This window comes from Streptomyces sp. NPDC048383 (assembly GCF_040651775.1).
GTDB lineage: Bacteria > Actinomycetota > Actinomycetes > Streptomycetales > Streptomycetaceae > Streptomyces.
Genome location: NZ_JBEZKS010000027.1, coordinates 49,737 through 63,539, shown reverse-complemented (window position 1 = coordinate 63,539; position 13,803 = coordinate 49,737). Strand labels below are relative to the sequence as shown.

Below are 13,803 nucleotides of genomic sequence, written 5' to 3'. Positions count from 1 at the left end.
GGCGATGCACCGGGAGCGGTGGAACGAGCGGGACCCTGGGGGCGTCCCGCAGCCCCACCCCATCGCCGGCGCCCTGTCGACGCCGCACCACCACGCCCCGTGCGGCACCGGAGCGCCCGCACCGACCGCGTAGGACCGGCGGCCGGCGGCGGTCAGCCGAAGGCCGCGCGGGTCGCCGGGCCGTAGACGCCGTACGGGTCGCCCTTGATGCTGCGGTCCCGCTGCAACTGGGCCACGCCGCGTTCGGTCCGGGCGTCGTAGACGCCGGTCGTCGAGACGTACGTGAACCCCTGCCCGTGGAGCCGTTCCTGAAGGTTCCGCACCTCGGCCCCGCGGTCGCCCGGGCGCAGGGTGCCCTGGGTCGCGGGCGTCGGCTTCACGGCGGGGAGGGGCGCCGTCGGGGGCGCCGTGGGGGTGGGCGGCGGCGCGGGGGGCGTCGGCGTCGGGGATCCGGCCGGGGTGGTGGCGGGTGCGGGGGCGGGGGTTCCGGACGCGGAGCCGGAGGGGGCGGTCCCGGCGGAGGTGTGCGGCGCGGGGGTGTCGTCGGTACCCGGGCTGCGGGCCGGCAGTACGGGTACGGACAGCTCCGGCGGCGGGACGGCCCGCGCGGGCTCCGGTTCGGGGGAACGGAGCAGCACGACCAGGGTGCCCGCGGCGGCCAGCGCGAGCAGCGCCAGCACCATCAGCGGTCGCCGGCTCCCGCGCCGCCCCTCGACGGGGGACGCCTGCGCCACCGGAGCGCCCGCCGGGGCCGGCGCCCGTACCGGAGCCGCCGACGGGCCGAGCGGCCAGGCGGGGGTCGTGAAGGGGGCCGGGTGCGCGGGCGGGGTGACGTACGGGCGGACGAGGAGACGGTCGTCGGGAACGATCCCGCTCTCCTCGGTGTGGTGCGACACGCTGGTCTCCGGACTAGGGGGCGTCTTGCCGACGTGCCGACGGGGGCCGGCCGCGGGTGTGGCCCGGGCGGCTGCCCCGGCGGCGGGGGAAAGGGGAACGAAGGAGAAGGAGGACGGGGGTCGGCGCGGCGGTGCGGTACCGACCCCCGTCCGGCCGGTCAGGCCCTGCGCCGCCGGGCGACCAGGACCATGGCCGCACCGGCGGCCAGTACCGCGGCTCCGCCGATGGCGAGGGGCACCGCCTTGCCCGCGCCGGTCAGCGCGAGACCACCGTCGGCGCCGCCCGGGCCGGCGGCTCCGGTCGCCGGGACCGCGGAGGGGCCCCGGTCCCGGGTGCCGGTCGGGGCCGCGGGAGCGGGGCCCGTCGGCGCGTCGGAGGCGGCGACCGTGGCGCGGGGCGCGGGGACGGGCGCGGCGGTGGGCGTGGGTGTGGGCGTGGGCGTGGGCGTGCCGGTCGGCGGGCGCGGCTGGCCGGACTCCACCCGGGCGCGGTTTCCGCCGCCGTCGGGGGCGGGGCCGGGGGCGGTGGGCAGGCAGCCCGTGAAGGGGTGGTGGCGCGTCTCGGCGGAACCGTTGCCGCTGAGCGAGCGGGCGATGAGGCCGCCCTCGAGCGGGCCGCCCTTGCCCAGGTCGACGGCGGCAAGGGGGGCGAGGACGGTACCCGGCCAGGGGTTGGCACCGCGCTTGACGATCTTCGTGGCAGCGGGGAAGTTCCACAGCAACCTCGACCGGACCGGATCCGTCCCGCGGTCGGCCCCGGCGTCGGTGTCGGCTTCCGCTTCCCCCGCCGCGTCCGCGCTCTCGTCCAGGAAGAGGAAGCCGCCGGTGCCCGTCGCGCCCTGGTCGTACGTCGCCCCGGTGACGTTGACCACCGTGACCGCACCCTCCGGGACGTCGAGGTGGACCTTCCGGGTCTTCTCCAACTCGGCGGTTGGGAGCGAGAAGACGTTGTACCGCGCGTCCGTTCCGGTCAGCCGCAGGTGTCCGCCGTGCGGGCTCGGACCGACCGCGTCGGAGCGCACCGCGGCCAGCGCTGCCGAGGTCTTCCGCAGGGCGGTGAACTCGGCGGGCGAGGGGCCTCGGGCCGGACCGATGGCGCGGTCCTCGATCAACTGGGCGTGGAATCGGGCCGCTCCGAGCACATCGGGGCACGGGGCGCCCGCCCGGACCGCCCGACCGGTCCCGTCCGAGGGGGTGGCCGCCCGCGCACCGGTCGGAGCGAGGACGAGGGAGCCGCCGAGGAGGGTGGAGGTGAGTGTGGCACGGACGGATATCGACATCTGGAGTATCTCCGGGTCAGCCCTTACGGCGGTTCTTGATCGGACTCTTTCCCTCCGGGACCACTCCGGTCAAGCCGGATGCCCGATCCACCCGTTTCATCCGTTGTGTGGGGGACGGGCCCGACTCCGCCACCTGCCGTCAGCGCCCCGATTCGGCCCCCCGGACGCGCAGTTGCCCGAGGCCGACGGGGTTCCTCGACGGTCGGCCGGCGAGGCCTTGCCGGGCCGCTCGCGCACCGTATCGGCCGCTGCCCCGAGCCGGTGGTCGGGGACCTCGGCCACGGGGGCCGCCGGGTAGCGGCAGGCCGCCGCCACGGTGAGGGCCGCGAGCAACATGAGGGCCGCCCCTGTCAGCGGGGCGGCGGCGACGGAGACGCCGTCCACCGCGAGGCCGCCGGCGAGCGCGCCCGCCGCGATGGCGAAGTTGAACATGGCCACCATCAGGGAGGAGGCCGCCTCGGACGCTTGTGGCGCGGCCTTGGTCATCCAGCCCTGGAGGCTCACGGAGACCCCGCCGTACACGAGGCCCCAGACGAGCAACAGGCCCGTTCCGACGGCGGCTCCGGGCAGCAGGGCGATCAGCGTGAGGACGACGGTCAGGGTGGCGCTGACGACGAGCAGGGTACGACGTGGATCGCGCGGACCGACCAGGAAGTTCCCGGCGACCCCCGCGACCCCGTAACCGAGGAGCAGGGTACTGACGGAGCCCGGCGCGACGCCGGAGATGTCCCGCAGCACCGGGGTGACGAAGGTGTAGGCGGCGAACTGCCCGGTGACCAGGAGGAAGGTGACGACGACCCCGGCGCGGACGCCGCGGTTGCGGCGGAGCAGGGCGGGCAGTTCGGCCAGGGCGACGGGCCGGGTCGGCGGCAGCGCGGGCAGCAGGAGGAGCAGGGCGGTGAGGGTGACGACGCCGAGTGCCCCGACGGACGCGAAGGCCGTGCGCCAGCCGCCGAGTTCGCCGAGCAGGGTCCCGGCGGGCACCCCGAGCACCGAGGCGGTGGGGACGCCGCCGAAGATCACGGCCATGGCCCGGCCGACGTGACGGGCGGGAACCAGCCGGACGGCGAGTCCGCCCGCCACGGCCCAGAATCCGCCGACGCTGACGCCGACGAGCACCCGGGCGGCCAGCACCGCGGCGAAGTTCGACGCGACGGCGGCGACCAGGTTGGCGACGGCCATCAGGGCGATGAGCAGGCACAGTACGTGCCGTCGGTCGACGCGGGCGGCGCCGACGGTGACGAGCGGGGCGCAGAAGCCGGCGACGAGTCCGGGGACGGTGACCATCAGTCCGGCGGTCCCGTCGGACACCCCGAGCGCGTCCCCGACGGGCGTGAGGAGGCCGACGGGCAGCAACTCGGAAGTGATCAGTCCGAAGATCCCTAGGGAAACGGCCGCCACGGCCGCCCACCCCTTCGCTCCCCCGACCCCGCCGGCACCCACGCCGGCGCCGCGATCAGGGCCGGAGCCCGCATCCGGACCAGTGCGGCAGCCGGGGCCACGGTCGCTGTCACGGTCGGCGTCGGCGTCACGGTCGGCGTCGGCGTCCAGGCGGGAACCGGAGTCGGCCTCACCAGCAAGGAGGCCCGCATCCGGGCCGGGGCGGACGCCTGAATCGGGGTCCACGCCGGGGCCAGGATCGACGTCAGGACCGGAACCGGAATCGGACCCGGAATCGGACCCGGAATCAGGGCTGTTGGGCGCGGCGGCAGCGAAGGGCATGGGCGGGGCTCCGTACGGGTGGGCGGTCCGGCGGGGTGAACGCGGTACGGCGGCACCGGGCTCGGGGGGTCGCGCCTCCCCCGTCGCCCGCGCTGCCCTGCCGTACCGCTCGCGTTCGGGGCCATTCTGCGATGACCGCCACCGATTCGGGCAACACGGTGCGGAATCGATTCAGCAACGCCTCTCCGCCGGAGCCCCGTCGCCCCGTCCTGCACCCCGCGTCACCCGGACGCGTGAGGTTCGGCTTCGGCGCCCCGCCGACTACGGCATGGTGGTCGGATGCAGTTACGCCGGGCCGCCCTGCCCCTCTCCCTACTGGCCCTCCTCGCGAGCGCCGGCTGCGTCTCCGTCGGCCCGGAGTCCGGCGCCTCCGACCCCGTACGCGGCTCCACGCCGCCGCTCGGTCGGCAGGACGCCGCCGAGGGGAGGCTCTCCGACGGCGGGCCCCCGGAGCGGCCCCTGCCCCTGAGCGTGCTGCCCGACCCGGAGTCCGAGACCCCGCCACCCGGTACCGGGCCGGGCGACCGGCAGCAGCGGGACGCGTCGGACGACGGGCCCGACCACACCCGCGGCGCCCCGGCGGCCGCCCCGCGCGCCCGCAAGGCGGACACGCCCGGCCGCCGGCACGCGAAGCCGCCCGCGCCCCGGCGGGTGCGGCCCGCGAAACCCACCCCGCCGCGCGTTCCCCGCCCGGCGGCGCCGCGGCTGCCCCGGGGCGAGGAACTGTGCGCGGCCGCGGAGGGCACCGTCCCGCCGTCGGTCGTCGACCTGTGCGTCCGCCAGTACGGCCACTGACCGACCGCACCCCGCCCGGCCCACGCGTCCGCCATCACGCCCGCCCCGCAGACTTGACCCTCACACCGTGTCAGGCCGTGCAATGGGAGACGTCATGTTCACCATCGGAGACTTCGCCAAACACGGCCGGGTATCGGTCCGCATGCTGCGTCATTACGACGCCCTCGGACTGCTGCGCCCGGCACGTGTCGACCCGTCCAGCGGCTACCGCTACTACGAGGCGGGCCAGCTGGCGCGCCTCAACCGCGTCATCGCGCTGAAGGACCTCGGCTTCACCCTGGAACAGGTGGCGGCGGTCCTCGACGAGAAGGTGACCCCGGAGCAGTTGCGCGGCATGTTGCGGCTGCGCCGGGCGGAGCTGGAGAGCTCCGTGGCCGAGGCGACCGCCCGGCTGAACCGGGTCGGGACGAGGCTCCGGACCATCGAGAGCGAGGGAACCATGCCCACCGACGAAATCGTCGTCAAGAGCCTGCCGCCCGTCCGGCTGGCCGAGCTGACCGGGGTGTCGGCGAGCTACGCCCCCCAGGACATCGGGCCGGTCATCGGCCCCCTGTACGGGGAACTGTGCCGCCGCTTCGAAGGCGCCGGCATCACCCCGACGGGCCCGGGCCTGGCCCGCTACGAGGACGCCCCGGACGCCGAGCCCGGCTCGGTCCTGGTGCGCGCCGGGCTGCCCGTGGCGGCGGGCGTCCGCCGTGAGGACCTCGGGGACGGGGTGCTGATCGTGGAGCTGCCCGGGGTCGAGCGGGCGGCGACGGTCGTGCACCGGGGCGCGATGGACGGCGTACTGCCGACCGCACAGGCCCTGGCGCGGTGGATCGACGCGCACGGCCACCGCTCGGCCGGGTACGCCCGCGAGCTGACCCTGGCCTGCCCGGACGACCCGGAGCAGTGGGTCACCGAGCTGCAGGAACCGCTGGCCTCCTGACGGGACGGCGGCGGGCGCGGACGGAGGCGCAGCGCCGGGCCGTCCCTTCGCGGGCGGTCCGCAGCCGGCGCAGCGCCCCGTGCCCGCGCCGCCGCCACTCGGTGACCGGCAGCCCCGCGCGCTGCCCGCCTCCGCTGATCAGCGCGTTGACGGGGGCGTGCGGATCGGCGGCGACCCCCTTGGCGACGAGCACGCCCACCACGAGCGGTACCAGCGCCACGGCGAGCGCCGAGCCGGCGGTGGTCACGTGCCGCATGCGGGGACGCCACACGGCGATCGCGGCGTCCGAAGGGGGTGCTGAGGTCATGCCGTCATTCCATCAACGGCGGCGCTGCGGGGAATCGGGGCGGATACTCAGGCCGTTGCGCCTGAGGTACTCATTCGGATGCCGGCGGAAAGACGCGGCGGGAAAGGGGGGTTCGATGGCGGGTCCGCACGGGGCGGGCTTCGAACCGGCGAACGGTGACGGTCCGCCGACGGATCCACGGGCGCGGGCGGGCGAGCTGCGCACCGCGTACGAGGGGTTGTTGCAGATCCGCCGCCTGCTGGGCGACGGCCCGCACTGCCCCGCCCCCTGGGAGGTGCGGGCCGTGCCGCGTGCGGTGGCCCTGGTGCTGGAGGCGGCGGGTTTCCCGCCGTCGGCGGTGGACGCCGAGGGTCGGCGCAGCCGCACGGGCTACCGGGTCGCCGACGGCACGGACGCCGCCGGCGCCGGCGGCCCGGCCTCCGCCCCGGTGACGGTGACGGTGACCTGGACCGGTCCCCCGGGTTCGGGCGCCGCCGAGGAGGAACGGGAGCGGCTGACGGCCTGCGCGGCGGAGCTGGAGCGGCACGGCTGGGAGTGCCTGCTCTACCGGGGGCCGCGCGGCCGGCGCTTCCTGGAGGTCGAGCCACCCCGCTGACCGGCGGCCCGCGGTCTCCAGGACCACCGCGGGCCGTGCGGCGCAGCCTGGTCACCCTTCGTGACCTTGTCCTGCGGCGAGAACGCGAAGGGGCGGGAACGCGAGGGGGCGGGGACGGGCGCGGACCGGATGGGTCCGCGCCCCTCCCCTCACCGCGGGGCGGCTACGGCGCGCCGAAGGTCAGCGTCAGCTGCGGCGTCCCTTCGTTCGCCGCCGCCTCCGAGGACCACAGCCACAGCGCGTCACTGCCGGCGGCGGTCAGCGCCAGGTCGTAGCCGCCGCCGAGCGCGCCCGCGACGGTGGCCGTGTCCAGCCCGGTGGTGTGCACGGCCGAACCGTCCGGGATCCCGGCGAAGGAGCCGAGCGCGGGGAAGCCGAGCGCCGGACGGTTGGTGTACGTGGTCCCGCCCTCCGTCCACGCCCCGGTGATCGGGACGATCGCGACGGCGTCCGCGGTGCCCGCGCCGGCCATGGTGCTGGTCTTCACGCTGAGCGTGGCCGCCTTGAGCACCGTGCCCGCGGGTGCGGCCGGCAGGTCGAAGCGCAGGTAGCTCGCGTACGCCGAGGACCCACGCACCGCGAGGGAGCCCGAGGCGCCGTAGTTCGTGCCCGGGGCGCCCGCGTTGGCGTACGTGTCCTCGGCGGCGGTCACCCGGACCGTCGAGTCCGCCGGGGCGGAGGCGAGGGCGTGGTGGTTCTGCACCTGCGCCGCGCTCAGGACCGTCGGGTACACGGCGGTCTCGTCCAGCCGGCCCGCCCAGTGGTCGCTGGTGGGACGGTCCGGCCAGCCGCCGAGCGAGTCCCCTCCGACGCGCCAGAAGCCCGAGAAGTTCTCGTGCGTCGTGACGTTGAGGGTGCCGCGCTGGACGCCGTCGACGTACAGGGTCATGCCGCCCGGCCCCTGGGTGGCGACGACGTGGTGCCACTGGTCGTCGTTGTAGGCGCCGGGGGTGGTGATGGTGCGGGTGGCACCCGTGTACACGCCGAAGACCAGCCGGCCGTCATTGGTCATGTAGACGTGCTTGTCGTACTGGCCGCTGCCGTTGGTCTGTTGGTTGCCGAAGCCCACGACCTTGCCGCCGCGGGTGGTGTTCGTCCTGAACCAGGTCTCCACGCTGTACGTGCTGCCCACCGACTGCCGCAGCTCGCCGTGCACCTGGGCGTTCGTGCCGTTGAAGCCGATCGCCGTGCTCGCGCCGGTCACCGCGGCCGGCGTCTGGCGCAGGGCCGGCCCGTTCAAATGCACGCCGGCCTGGTTGCCGCCGTCCGAGGAGTCCGCCACGTAGGGCGCGGCCGATTCGTCGTAGCGCCAGTACAGCTGGGCTCCGTCCGCGCGGACCCGGCTCGGGTACGCCTCCGCCGACGTCGGGACCGTCACCGCCGACGCCGCCGACAGGGCGCTGGTGTTGCCCGCCGCGTCGGTGGCGGTGACCCGGTAGGTGTACGACTGGCCGGCCTGGGCGGTGGTGTCCGTCCAGGAGGCCTGGGGCCGCCGGAAGAACAGCGAATCGGCGTTCACCGTCGCGATCGGCGACGCGGAACCGTTGCGGTATATCCGGTAGGTCAGGGCGCTGTCGTCCAGGTCGAGGCTGGTGCGCCAGCGCACCTGGACCCCGCCCGGCCCGAAGGCCGAGGCGCTCGCGACGGGCACCGTCGGAGCGCCGGTGTCGCCGGTTGAGGAGAAGCGCGTCAGGCTCTGCTGCGCCGCCCCGTTGACGGTGGTGAACTCACCGCCGACCCACAGGTACTGCGCGCCGCCCTTGGAGCCGACCGTCAGCACGCGCGGGCCGATGCCCTCGCCGATGCCGTCGTTGGTGTCGGGGGCCCAGCCCAGTTTGCCGACGGAGGTGGTGGGCTGCGCCAGCAGGTGGTGGCGTTGGCCGTCGGGGAACTCCCCGACGGTGGCGCAGTCGTGGGCGTGCGAGGCGCTGTAGAGCACGCCCTGGTACGGCAGCACGGCCTGGGTGGCGCCCAGGCAGGTATCGCGCCAGCGCTGGCCGAAGCCCGCGAGGTCCAGGGCGATGCGGCCGTCGAAGACGCCGCCGCCGGTGCCCTCGTTGGCGGTGTAGAAGCCGGTCCCGTCGGTGGCGATGTCCTTGACGACCGAGTTGGTCTCGATGAAGCCCGCGTAGGACCTGGTGAGGGCGCCGCTGTCGGCGTCGACGACGGCCAGCGCGTGGGTGTTCGTCCCGTTGACGGTGAAGAAGTCACCGCCCAGCAGGACGTTCTGGCCGTCCGGGGTGACCTCGACGGCCCGACCCGGCTCGTCGGCGTCGGCCGTGAAGGGGCGCAGGGCGCCGTCGGCGGCGGCGACGGCCGCGAAGCGCTGCCGGGACTGGCCGGCGACGGTGAGGAAGTCGCCGCCCGCGTAGACCGTGTCGGCGGTGACGGCGATGGCCCGTACGGTGGCCGCGAACACGGGGCGGAAGGACTGCTTCACCGTGCAGGTGGCCACGTCGATCGCGGCCATGCTGGAGACCGGCGTGCCGTTGACGGCGCCGAAGTAGCCGCCCGCGTAGAGGGTCTTCCGGTCCGGCGAGACGGTGAGCGCGCGGACGGTGGCGGTGCCCGAGCCGACCGTGAACGACAGGTTGCAGGCCGTCGGGGCGCCGGTCGCGGCGTCCAGGGCGGCGAAGTTCACCACCGGTTTCTCGCTGCCCCCGGCGCCGGCGGGCGGGCGTACGGCGGAGAAGGTGCCGCCGACGAACACCGTGCCGCCGGCCTCCGCGAGGGCCCAGGCCACACCGTTGGGCTGCCAGGTGGGCAGCGCGTCGGCGGTGAAGGCCACGGGCGGGGTGACGGCCGCGGCCGGCGGGGCGAGCCCGAGACCGACGAACGCCCCGGCACCGGCCAGGGACAGGGCGAGAGCGGCCGCGGGTCCTCTGGATCTGCGCATGAACCCCCCAGTTCGTTGTGCGTGGCACTGCCCGTGCGCCGCGCGGGGTGCCCGGCGCACGGCCGTACGCCCGCGTGGCCGCGTACGGGTGGGCGGACGTACGTACGGGCGCACCCTAGGGCGAATCCGCGAGCCGGTCACCAGGATTGACCCATCACGCGCAGAACCGGTCGAAAATCCTCAGCCGCGACCCGCCCCGGACGCCTTCCCGGCCCGGACGGGGTCACCCCACGGAGAACGACCGGCCCGGCGGCGGACCCCGCCGATCCCCGGGCGGGCGCGCCCTGTGGTGCTCGCCGGCGGGCTGTGGGACGCGTCAACCGCGCGAATCGCGGGCCACCCCTTCGCACACGGTCACCCGCCGAAAACAGCCCCGCGCCGCGCGCCGCCCCTCTACGGTGCCTCAAGGCGGGGGACGGGCCATGGCACCGAAGGGCGGGGCGGATGGACGAAGAAGAAGACATGCGGCTGGCGAGGATGACTCCGGAGATCTCCCGGCGCACCCTCACGATGCTGCGCGGCCTCGCCGGGCTGGAGCCGCCGGAGCAGGTGCCGGAGGACGCCATGATCGTCGCGGACGGCATCCTCGCCGATCACGGCACCGACGGCCTGCGGGTGCTGGCGATGACCCTGGCCGCCTGGGCGACGGCACAGATCGAGAACGTCGCCGAGCTGAGCCGGCGCAGCCACGAGGCGGTGCTCGACGCCATGGAGCTGGCCTGCCTGGAGGCCGCCGCCGAGGAGTAGCCGAGGGTGACGGCCCGCCGCCCGCGGTGGCCGCGGCCCCGCCCGGGCGGCGGCCGGCGCGGGCCCACGCACACCCGCCGCGCCGCGTCGGCGCCATCCTGGCCCGCTTCGGCGACACTGGGATGAGCAGCAGGCTCTGGGGGGTCGTGATCGGAGGCCGTCGTGAGCACACCTTCCCCTATCCGAATCGCCGCCGTCCTGTCCACCGAGTACCGGGGACGGTTGATGTCCCACGCCCGGGAGGTCAATTTCCGCGAGGGTGCGCGGATCTTCGACGAGGGCGGCCGGGCCGATTCCTTCTGGATCGTGCGCTCGGGCACGGTGACCCTCGAGATACCGATGCCGGGTCAACGCGCCGCTTCCGTGGAAAGCCTGGGACCCGGCGAACTCGTCGGCTGGTCCTGGCTGTTCCCGCCGTACGTGTGGCAGTTGAGCGCGGAGGCGATGACCCCGGTACGGGCGTACGAGTTCGACGGACCGACCGTACGCCTGCTCATGGACGCCGATCCCGCCTTCGGCTCCGCGGTCGGGCACTGGGTCGGACGCGTCCTCGCCGTCCGTCTCCAACAGACCCGCACCCGGCTCCTGGACCTCTACGCACCGCGCACCGGTGCGACCCGATGAGCCTCCGAAACCCGTAGAAGAAAGGTTTCAGGGTGGGTGTTCGGGCCGATTCGGCGAACCACTCCCCCACAGGTCACGCGCACCCGCACCGCTGCGGAGTGCACACACGCACTTACGATCAGTGACGAGAAATGGGGGTACGCACGGGCGTTCCGGTCGCGGATGGGCAAGACTCCCGTCCGTTATCCGAAACGCCGACCCGAGGAGTGTTCGAAATGCGGTCCACCACCAGGAGTCTGGGGCTGGCCTCCGGCGCCATGGCGCTCACCGCCGTCACCGCGCTCGCCGGAACGGGCGCCGCGGGCGCCGCGCCCGCCGGCACGCAGAGCCTGTTCGCCCCGTCCGCGCTCGTGGTCAGCCTGACGGCGGGCGAGGACGTGGACAGCGGTACGGTGCTGCGCGCGGCGACGCTGACGTGCTCGCCGAGGCCCGGCGGCACGCACCCCGACCCGGCTGCCGCATGCGCCGAACTGCTGGCGAACGGACCCGTGTTGGACGCGCTCGCCGAGCCCCGGCCGGACGTGGCGTGCACCCGGGAGTGGAACCCGATGACGGTCACCGCGGTCGGGGTGTGGCAGGGCCGCAAGCTGAACTACACCTACACCTTCGGCAACCCGTGCAACCTGCGCGCCAGCAACGGCGTGCTGTTCGGGATCTGAGCCCGGCCGGGGATGCGGACCGGGGCCGACGGGGCCTGCTCCGGCCCGACCCCGGCCCTCAGCCCAGTTCGAGGCTGGTGATCCCGTACAGGTGGGCCAGGTCCAGCTCCGGTACCGGGCCCGTGTACATGCGGGCGGTCTCGAACACCGGGGTCAGGCCCAGTCCGGCCGCCAGGGCGGTCGCCGCCGGGTTCACGTCGGGTACGTCCAGGACGACCTCCCCGTCCGGGGCGTACCCGGCCAGCCGCCGCACCAGGGCGGCGGCGACCTCCGGGGTCTGCGCGTAGAGCGGTCCGATCCGCGGGGCGCCGGAGCCGCACGGACGGATCACGCCGAGGCCCTCGATCCGCCCGTCGCGGACGGCGGCGCGGGCGGTGTGGCCGGGTAGTCCCGTCCATAGCGCGAGGAAGGCGTCGCGGGGCTCGGGGAAGAACCGGCGGTCGTAGTCGGCGAGCCGGGCGAAGGGCAGGGTCGCCGCGTCGATGATCTCGATGTCACCGCCACCGCCCGCGACCCGCTCGTCACCGCCGCCCGGCACCCCCTGGTGGCGCAGGTTGGTCCATGCCGAACGGAAGCCGGACGTCCGGTAGTTGTCCTGCTGTTCGACGACGCCGTCCAGGCCGACCAGCCGCCCGGCGAGCCGGGCCGTCGCTGCCCGCCACAGCTGGATCCCGTAGCCCTGCCCGCGCAGGTCGGGGCGGGCGATGTAGAAGCCGATGAAGCCGAAGCCGGTGCCGTAGCGGACGGCCGAGACGCAGGCGGCCGGCTCTCCGTCGAGCCGCCCCACGAGGAAGCCCTCCGGGTCCGCCGCCGCGAAGGCGAACCGGTCGTGGTCCCCCGGGTTCCAGCCCTCGGCGTCGGCCCAGGAGCGCATCAGTTCCATGTCGGCGGCGCCGGCGCCGGCGATCTCGAATCCCGTCATGCCCGGTGTTGTACCAGAGCGGCCCGACCCCGAAGCGGGAACCGGCCGGCCCCCGGCCGCACCCGGCGGGACCGGGCCGCGCCAAATGGGGTCGCGACGACGGGCGGGCGCTGCGTAGGGTCGCGGCATGGGAAAGCCGCTCGTCGCAGTGTTCAGTGGGGCCGGAATGTCCACGGATTCCGGGATTCCGGACTACCGGGGGCCGCAAGGGCTGTGGCGGCGCGACCCCGACGCCGAGAAGCTGGTGACGTACTCGTCCTACATGGCCGATCCGGAGATCCGCCGCCGGTCCTGGCTGATGCGCGCCGAGGTGTGGGCCGCCGCCCCGCGGCCCAACGCGGCGCACCTGGCCGTGGCCGAACTGGAGCGCGGCGGCACTCCGGTCCGGGTGATCACGCAGAACGTCGACGGGTTGCACCAGCTGGCCGGGATGCCCGCCCGCAAGGTGTTCGAGCTGCACGGGACGGCCCGGTCGGTGGTGTGCACCGGCTGCGCCGCCCGGTCGGAGGCGTCCGAGGTGCTGGCCCGGGTGGCCGCCGGGGAGCCCGACCCGGCCTGTCCGGCATGCGGCGGGATCCTGAAGACGGCCACCGTCATGTTCGGGCAGCGGCTCGACCCGGAGGTGCTCGGTCGGGCGGTGGCCGTGGCCAAGGGCAGCCAGGTCTTCATCGCCGTCGGCACCAGCCTCCAGGTCCAGCCCGCCGCCTCGCTGACCGGGATGGCCGCCGAGGCCGGGGCCCGGCTGATCATCGTGAACGCGGAGGAGACCCCGTACGACGCGCTGGCGGACGAGGTCGTCCGCGAGCCGATCGGCACCGCGCTGCCGGCACTGCTGGCCCGGATCGGCGCCGAGAGCGCCTGAGCCCGCCGGCCCCGGCCTGAGGCGCCGCCGGCCGCGGGCGGCGGCGCGCGCCGTCAGCCGGCGTCGGCGGCCCGGCGCATCTCGGCGACGTCGAGCTTCTTCATCCCGTACATGGCCTCCATGGCCCGCGCGGCCCGCTTGGGGTCCGGGTCGGAGACCAGGTCCAGGGCCTCGGTCGGCGTGACCTGCCAGGACAGGCCGAACTTGTCCTTGAGCCAGCCGCAGGGCCCCTCCTCGCCGCCGTCCTTGGTCAGCTCCGCCCAGTAGTGGTCCGTCTCGTCCTGGTCGGCGCAGTGGATCTGGAAGGAGACGGCCTCGCTGAAGGTGAACTGCGGGCCGCCGTTGAGCCCGATGAACTTCTGTCCGTTGATCTCGAACTCGACGACCATCACCTCACCGGCCGTGCCGGGACCCGCGTCGGTGTAGCGGCCGATCCGGCCGAGCTTGCCGTCCTCGAAGACGGACAGGTAGAAGTCGGCGGCCTCCTCGGCCCTGCCGTCGAACCACAGGCACGTGGTGAAACCCTTGGTGACCATGACTGTCTCCCGTCGCGGTGGGCGGGACCTCGCG

General features: G+C 75.0%; 14 protein-coding genes. 7 read left to right on the top strand and 7 right to left on the bottom strand.

The window, feature by feature from the left end:
• Positions 1 to 152: 152 nt before the first annotated feature.
• The 3 genes from AB0D46_RS19865 to AB0D46_RS19855 all read right to left on the bottom strand — a co-directional run bounded on the left by AB0D46_RS19865 (position 153) and on the right by AB0D46_RS19855 (position 3,577).
• Positions 153 to 896, bottom strand: coding sequence for a peptidoglycan-binding domain-containing protein (locus tag AB0D46_RS19865; protein ID WP_362879058.1), 744 nt, complete (start codon positions 894 to 896; stop codon positions 153 to 155).
• Positions 897 to 1,054: 158 nt separating this feature from the next.
• On the bottom strand, positions 1,055 to 2,176 hold the full coding sequence (locus tag AB0D46_RS19860) for a choice-of-anchor A family protein (protein ID WP_362879056.1): 1,122 nt from the start codon (positions 2,174 to 2,176) through the stop codon (positions 1,055 to 1,057).
• 96 nt (positions 2,177 to 2,272) lie between these two features.
• Positions 2,273 to 3,577 (bottom strand): MFS transporter, encoded by a 1,305-nt coding sequence (locus AB0D46_RS19855; RefSeq protein WP_362879054.1) that lies wholly within the window; start codon positions 3,575 to 3,577, stop codon positions 2,273 to 2,275.
• A gap of 600 nt (positions 3,578 to 4,177) precedes the next feature.
• Here AB0D46_RS19855 and AB0D46_RS19850 point away from each other — a divergent pair.
• Positions 4,178 to 4,693 (top strand): hypothetical protein, encoded by a 516-nt coding sequence (locus tag AB0D46_RS19850; protein WP_362879052.1) that lies wholly within the window; start codon positions 4,178 to 4,180, stop codon positions 4,691 to 4,693.
• A gap of 94 nt (positions 4,694 to 4,787) precedes the next feature.
• Positions 4,788 to 5,621 (top strand): MerR family transcriptional regulator, encoded by an 834-nt coding sequence (locus AB0D46_RS19845; protein WP_362879051.1) that lies wholly within the window; start codon positions 4,788 to 4,790, stop codon positions 5,619 to 5,621.
• Here the strand turns inward: AB0D46_RS19845 and AB0D46_RS19840 are convergent.
• Positions 5,590 to 5,928: a hypothetical protein gene (locus AB0D46_RS19840; protein WP_362879049.1), complete on the bottom strand. Its 339-nt coding sequence runs from the start codon at positions 5,926 to 5,928 to the stop codon at positions 5,590 to 5,592. The two genes, AB0D46_RS19845 and AB0D46_RS19840, sit on opposite strands and share 32 nt — an antisense overlap.
• Before the next feature lie 115 nt (positions 5,929 to 6,043).
• On the opposite strand from AB0D46_RS19840, the gene AB0D46_RS19835 reads away from it, so the two are divergent.
• The gene (locus AB0D46_RS19835) at positions 6,044 to 6,523 is read left to right on the top strand and encodes a hypothetical protein (protein ID WP_362879047.1); all 480 of its coding nucleotides are present in this window, start codon (positions 6,044 to 6,046) and stop codon (positions 6,521 to 6,523) included.
• 163 nt (positions 6,524 to 6,686) lie between these two features.
• Here the strand turns inward: AB0D46_RS19835 and AB0D46_RS19830 are convergent, their stop codons facing one another.
• Positions 6,687 to 9,419: a LamG-like jellyroll fold domain-containing protein gene (locus AB0D46_RS19830; protein ID WP_362879045.1), complete on the bottom strand. Its 2,733-nt coding sequence runs from the start codon at positions 9,417 to 9,419 to the stop codon at positions 6,687 to 6,689.
• Positions 9,420 to 9,863: 444 nt separating this feature from the next.
• Here AB0D46_RS19830 and AB0D46_RS19825 point away from each other — a divergent pair, with 444 nt between their 5' ends.
• The 3 genes from AB0D46_RS19825 (at position 9,864) to AB0D46_RS19815 (ending at position 11,449) form a co-directional block, all read left to right on the top strand.
• Positions 9,864 to 10,166, top strand: coding sequence for a hypothetical protein (locus AB0D46_RS19825; protein WP_281211262.1), 303 nt, complete (start codon positions 9,864 to 9,866; stop codon positions 10,164 to 10,166).
• A gap of 162 nt (positions 10,167 to 10,328) precedes the next feature.
• A complete protein-coding gene (locus AB0D46_RS19820; RefSeq protein ID WP_362879043.1) occupies positions 10,329 to 10,790 on the top strand; it encodes a cyclic nucleotide-binding domain-containing protein in 462 nt (153 codons plus the stop codon).
• 215 nt (positions 10,791 to 11,005) lie between these two features.
• On the top strand, positions 11,006 to 11,449 hold the full coding sequence (locus tag AB0D46_RS19815; protein WP_362879041.1) for a subtilase-type protease inhibitor: 444 nt from the start codon (positions 11,006 to 11,008) through the stop codon (positions 11,447 to 11,449).
• Positions 11,450 to 11,507: 58 nt separating this feature from the next.
• Here the strand turns inward: AB0D46_RS19815 and AB0D46_RS19810 are convergent, their stop codons facing one another.
• On the bottom strand, positions 11,508 to 12,371 hold the full coding sequence (locus tag AB0D46_RS19810; RefSeq protein ID WP_362879039.1) for a GNAT family N-acetyltransferase: 864 nt from the start codon (positions 12,369 to 12,371) through the stop codon (positions 11,508 to 11,510).
• A 127-nt stretch (positions 12,372 to 12,498) separates the two neighbouring features.
• Here AB0D46_RS19810 and AB0D46_RS19805 point away from each other — a divergent pair, with 127 nt between their 5' ends.
• Entirely contained in the window at positions 12,499 to 13,233 is a 735-nt protein-coding gene (locus AB0D46_RS19805) for a Sir2 family NAD-dependent protein deacetylase (RefSeq protein WP_362879038.1), read from the top strand.
• 53 nt (positions 13,234 to 13,286) lie between these two features.
• Here AB0D46_RS19805 and AB0D46_RS19800 read toward each other — a convergent pair whose 3' ends face one another.
• Positions 13,287 to 13,769 (bottom strand): VOC family protein, encoded by a 483-nt coding sequence (locus tag AB0D46_RS19800; protein ID WP_362879036.1) that lies wholly within the window; start codon positions 13,767 to 13,769, stop codon positions 13,287 to 13,289.
• Between the last annotated feature and the right edge of the window lie 34 nt (positions 13,770 to 13,803).

Bases quoted from the DNA above. Each gene is read 5' to 3' on its own strand.
- AB0D46_RS19860 (WP_362879056.1), bottom strand. From the start codon at position 2,176: ATGTCGATATCCGTCCGTGCCACACTCACCTCCACCCTCCTCGGCGGC.
- AB0D46_RS19850 (WP_362879052.1), top strand. From the start codon at position 4,178: ATGCAGTTACGCCGGGCCGCCCTGCCCCTCTCCCTACTGGCCCTCCTC.
- AB0D46_RS19845 (WP_362879051.1), top strand. From the start codon at position 4,788: ATGTTCACCATCGGAGACTTCGCCAAACACGGCCGGGTATCGGTCCGC.
- AB0D46_RS19840 (WP_362879049.1), bottom strand. From the start codon at position 5,928: ATGACCTCAGCACCCCCTTCGGACGCCGCGATCGCCGTGTGGCGTCCC.
- AB0D46_RS19835 (WP_362879047.1), top strand. From the start codon at position 6,044: ATGGCGGGTCCGCACGGGGCGGGCTTCGAACCGGCGAACGGTGACGGT.
- AB0D46_RS19830 (WP_362879045.1), bottom strand. From the start codon at position 9,419: ATGCGCAGATCCAGAGGACCCGCGGCCGCTCTCGCCCTGTCCCTGGCC.
- AB0D46_RS19825 (WP_281211262.1), top strand. From the start codon at position 9,864: ATGGACGAAGAAGAAGACATGCGGCTGGCGAGGATGACTCCGGAGATC.
- AB0D46_RS19815 (WP_362879041.1), top strand. From the start codon at position 11,006: ATGCGGTCCACCACCAGGAGTCTGGGGCTGGCCTCCGGCGCCATGGCG.
- AB0D46_RS19810 (WP_362879039.1), bottom strand. From the start codon at position 12,371: ATGACGGGATTCGAGATCGCCGGCGCCGGCGCCGCCGACATGGAACTG.
- AB0D46_RS19805 (WP_362879038.1), top strand. From the start codon at position 12,499: ATGGGAAAGCCGCTCGTCGCAGTGTTCAGTGGGGCCGGAATGTCCACG.
- AB0D46_RS19800 (WP_362879036.1), bottom strand. From the start codon at position 13,769: ATGGTCACCAAGGGTTTCACCACGTGCCTGTGGTTCGACGGCAGGGCC.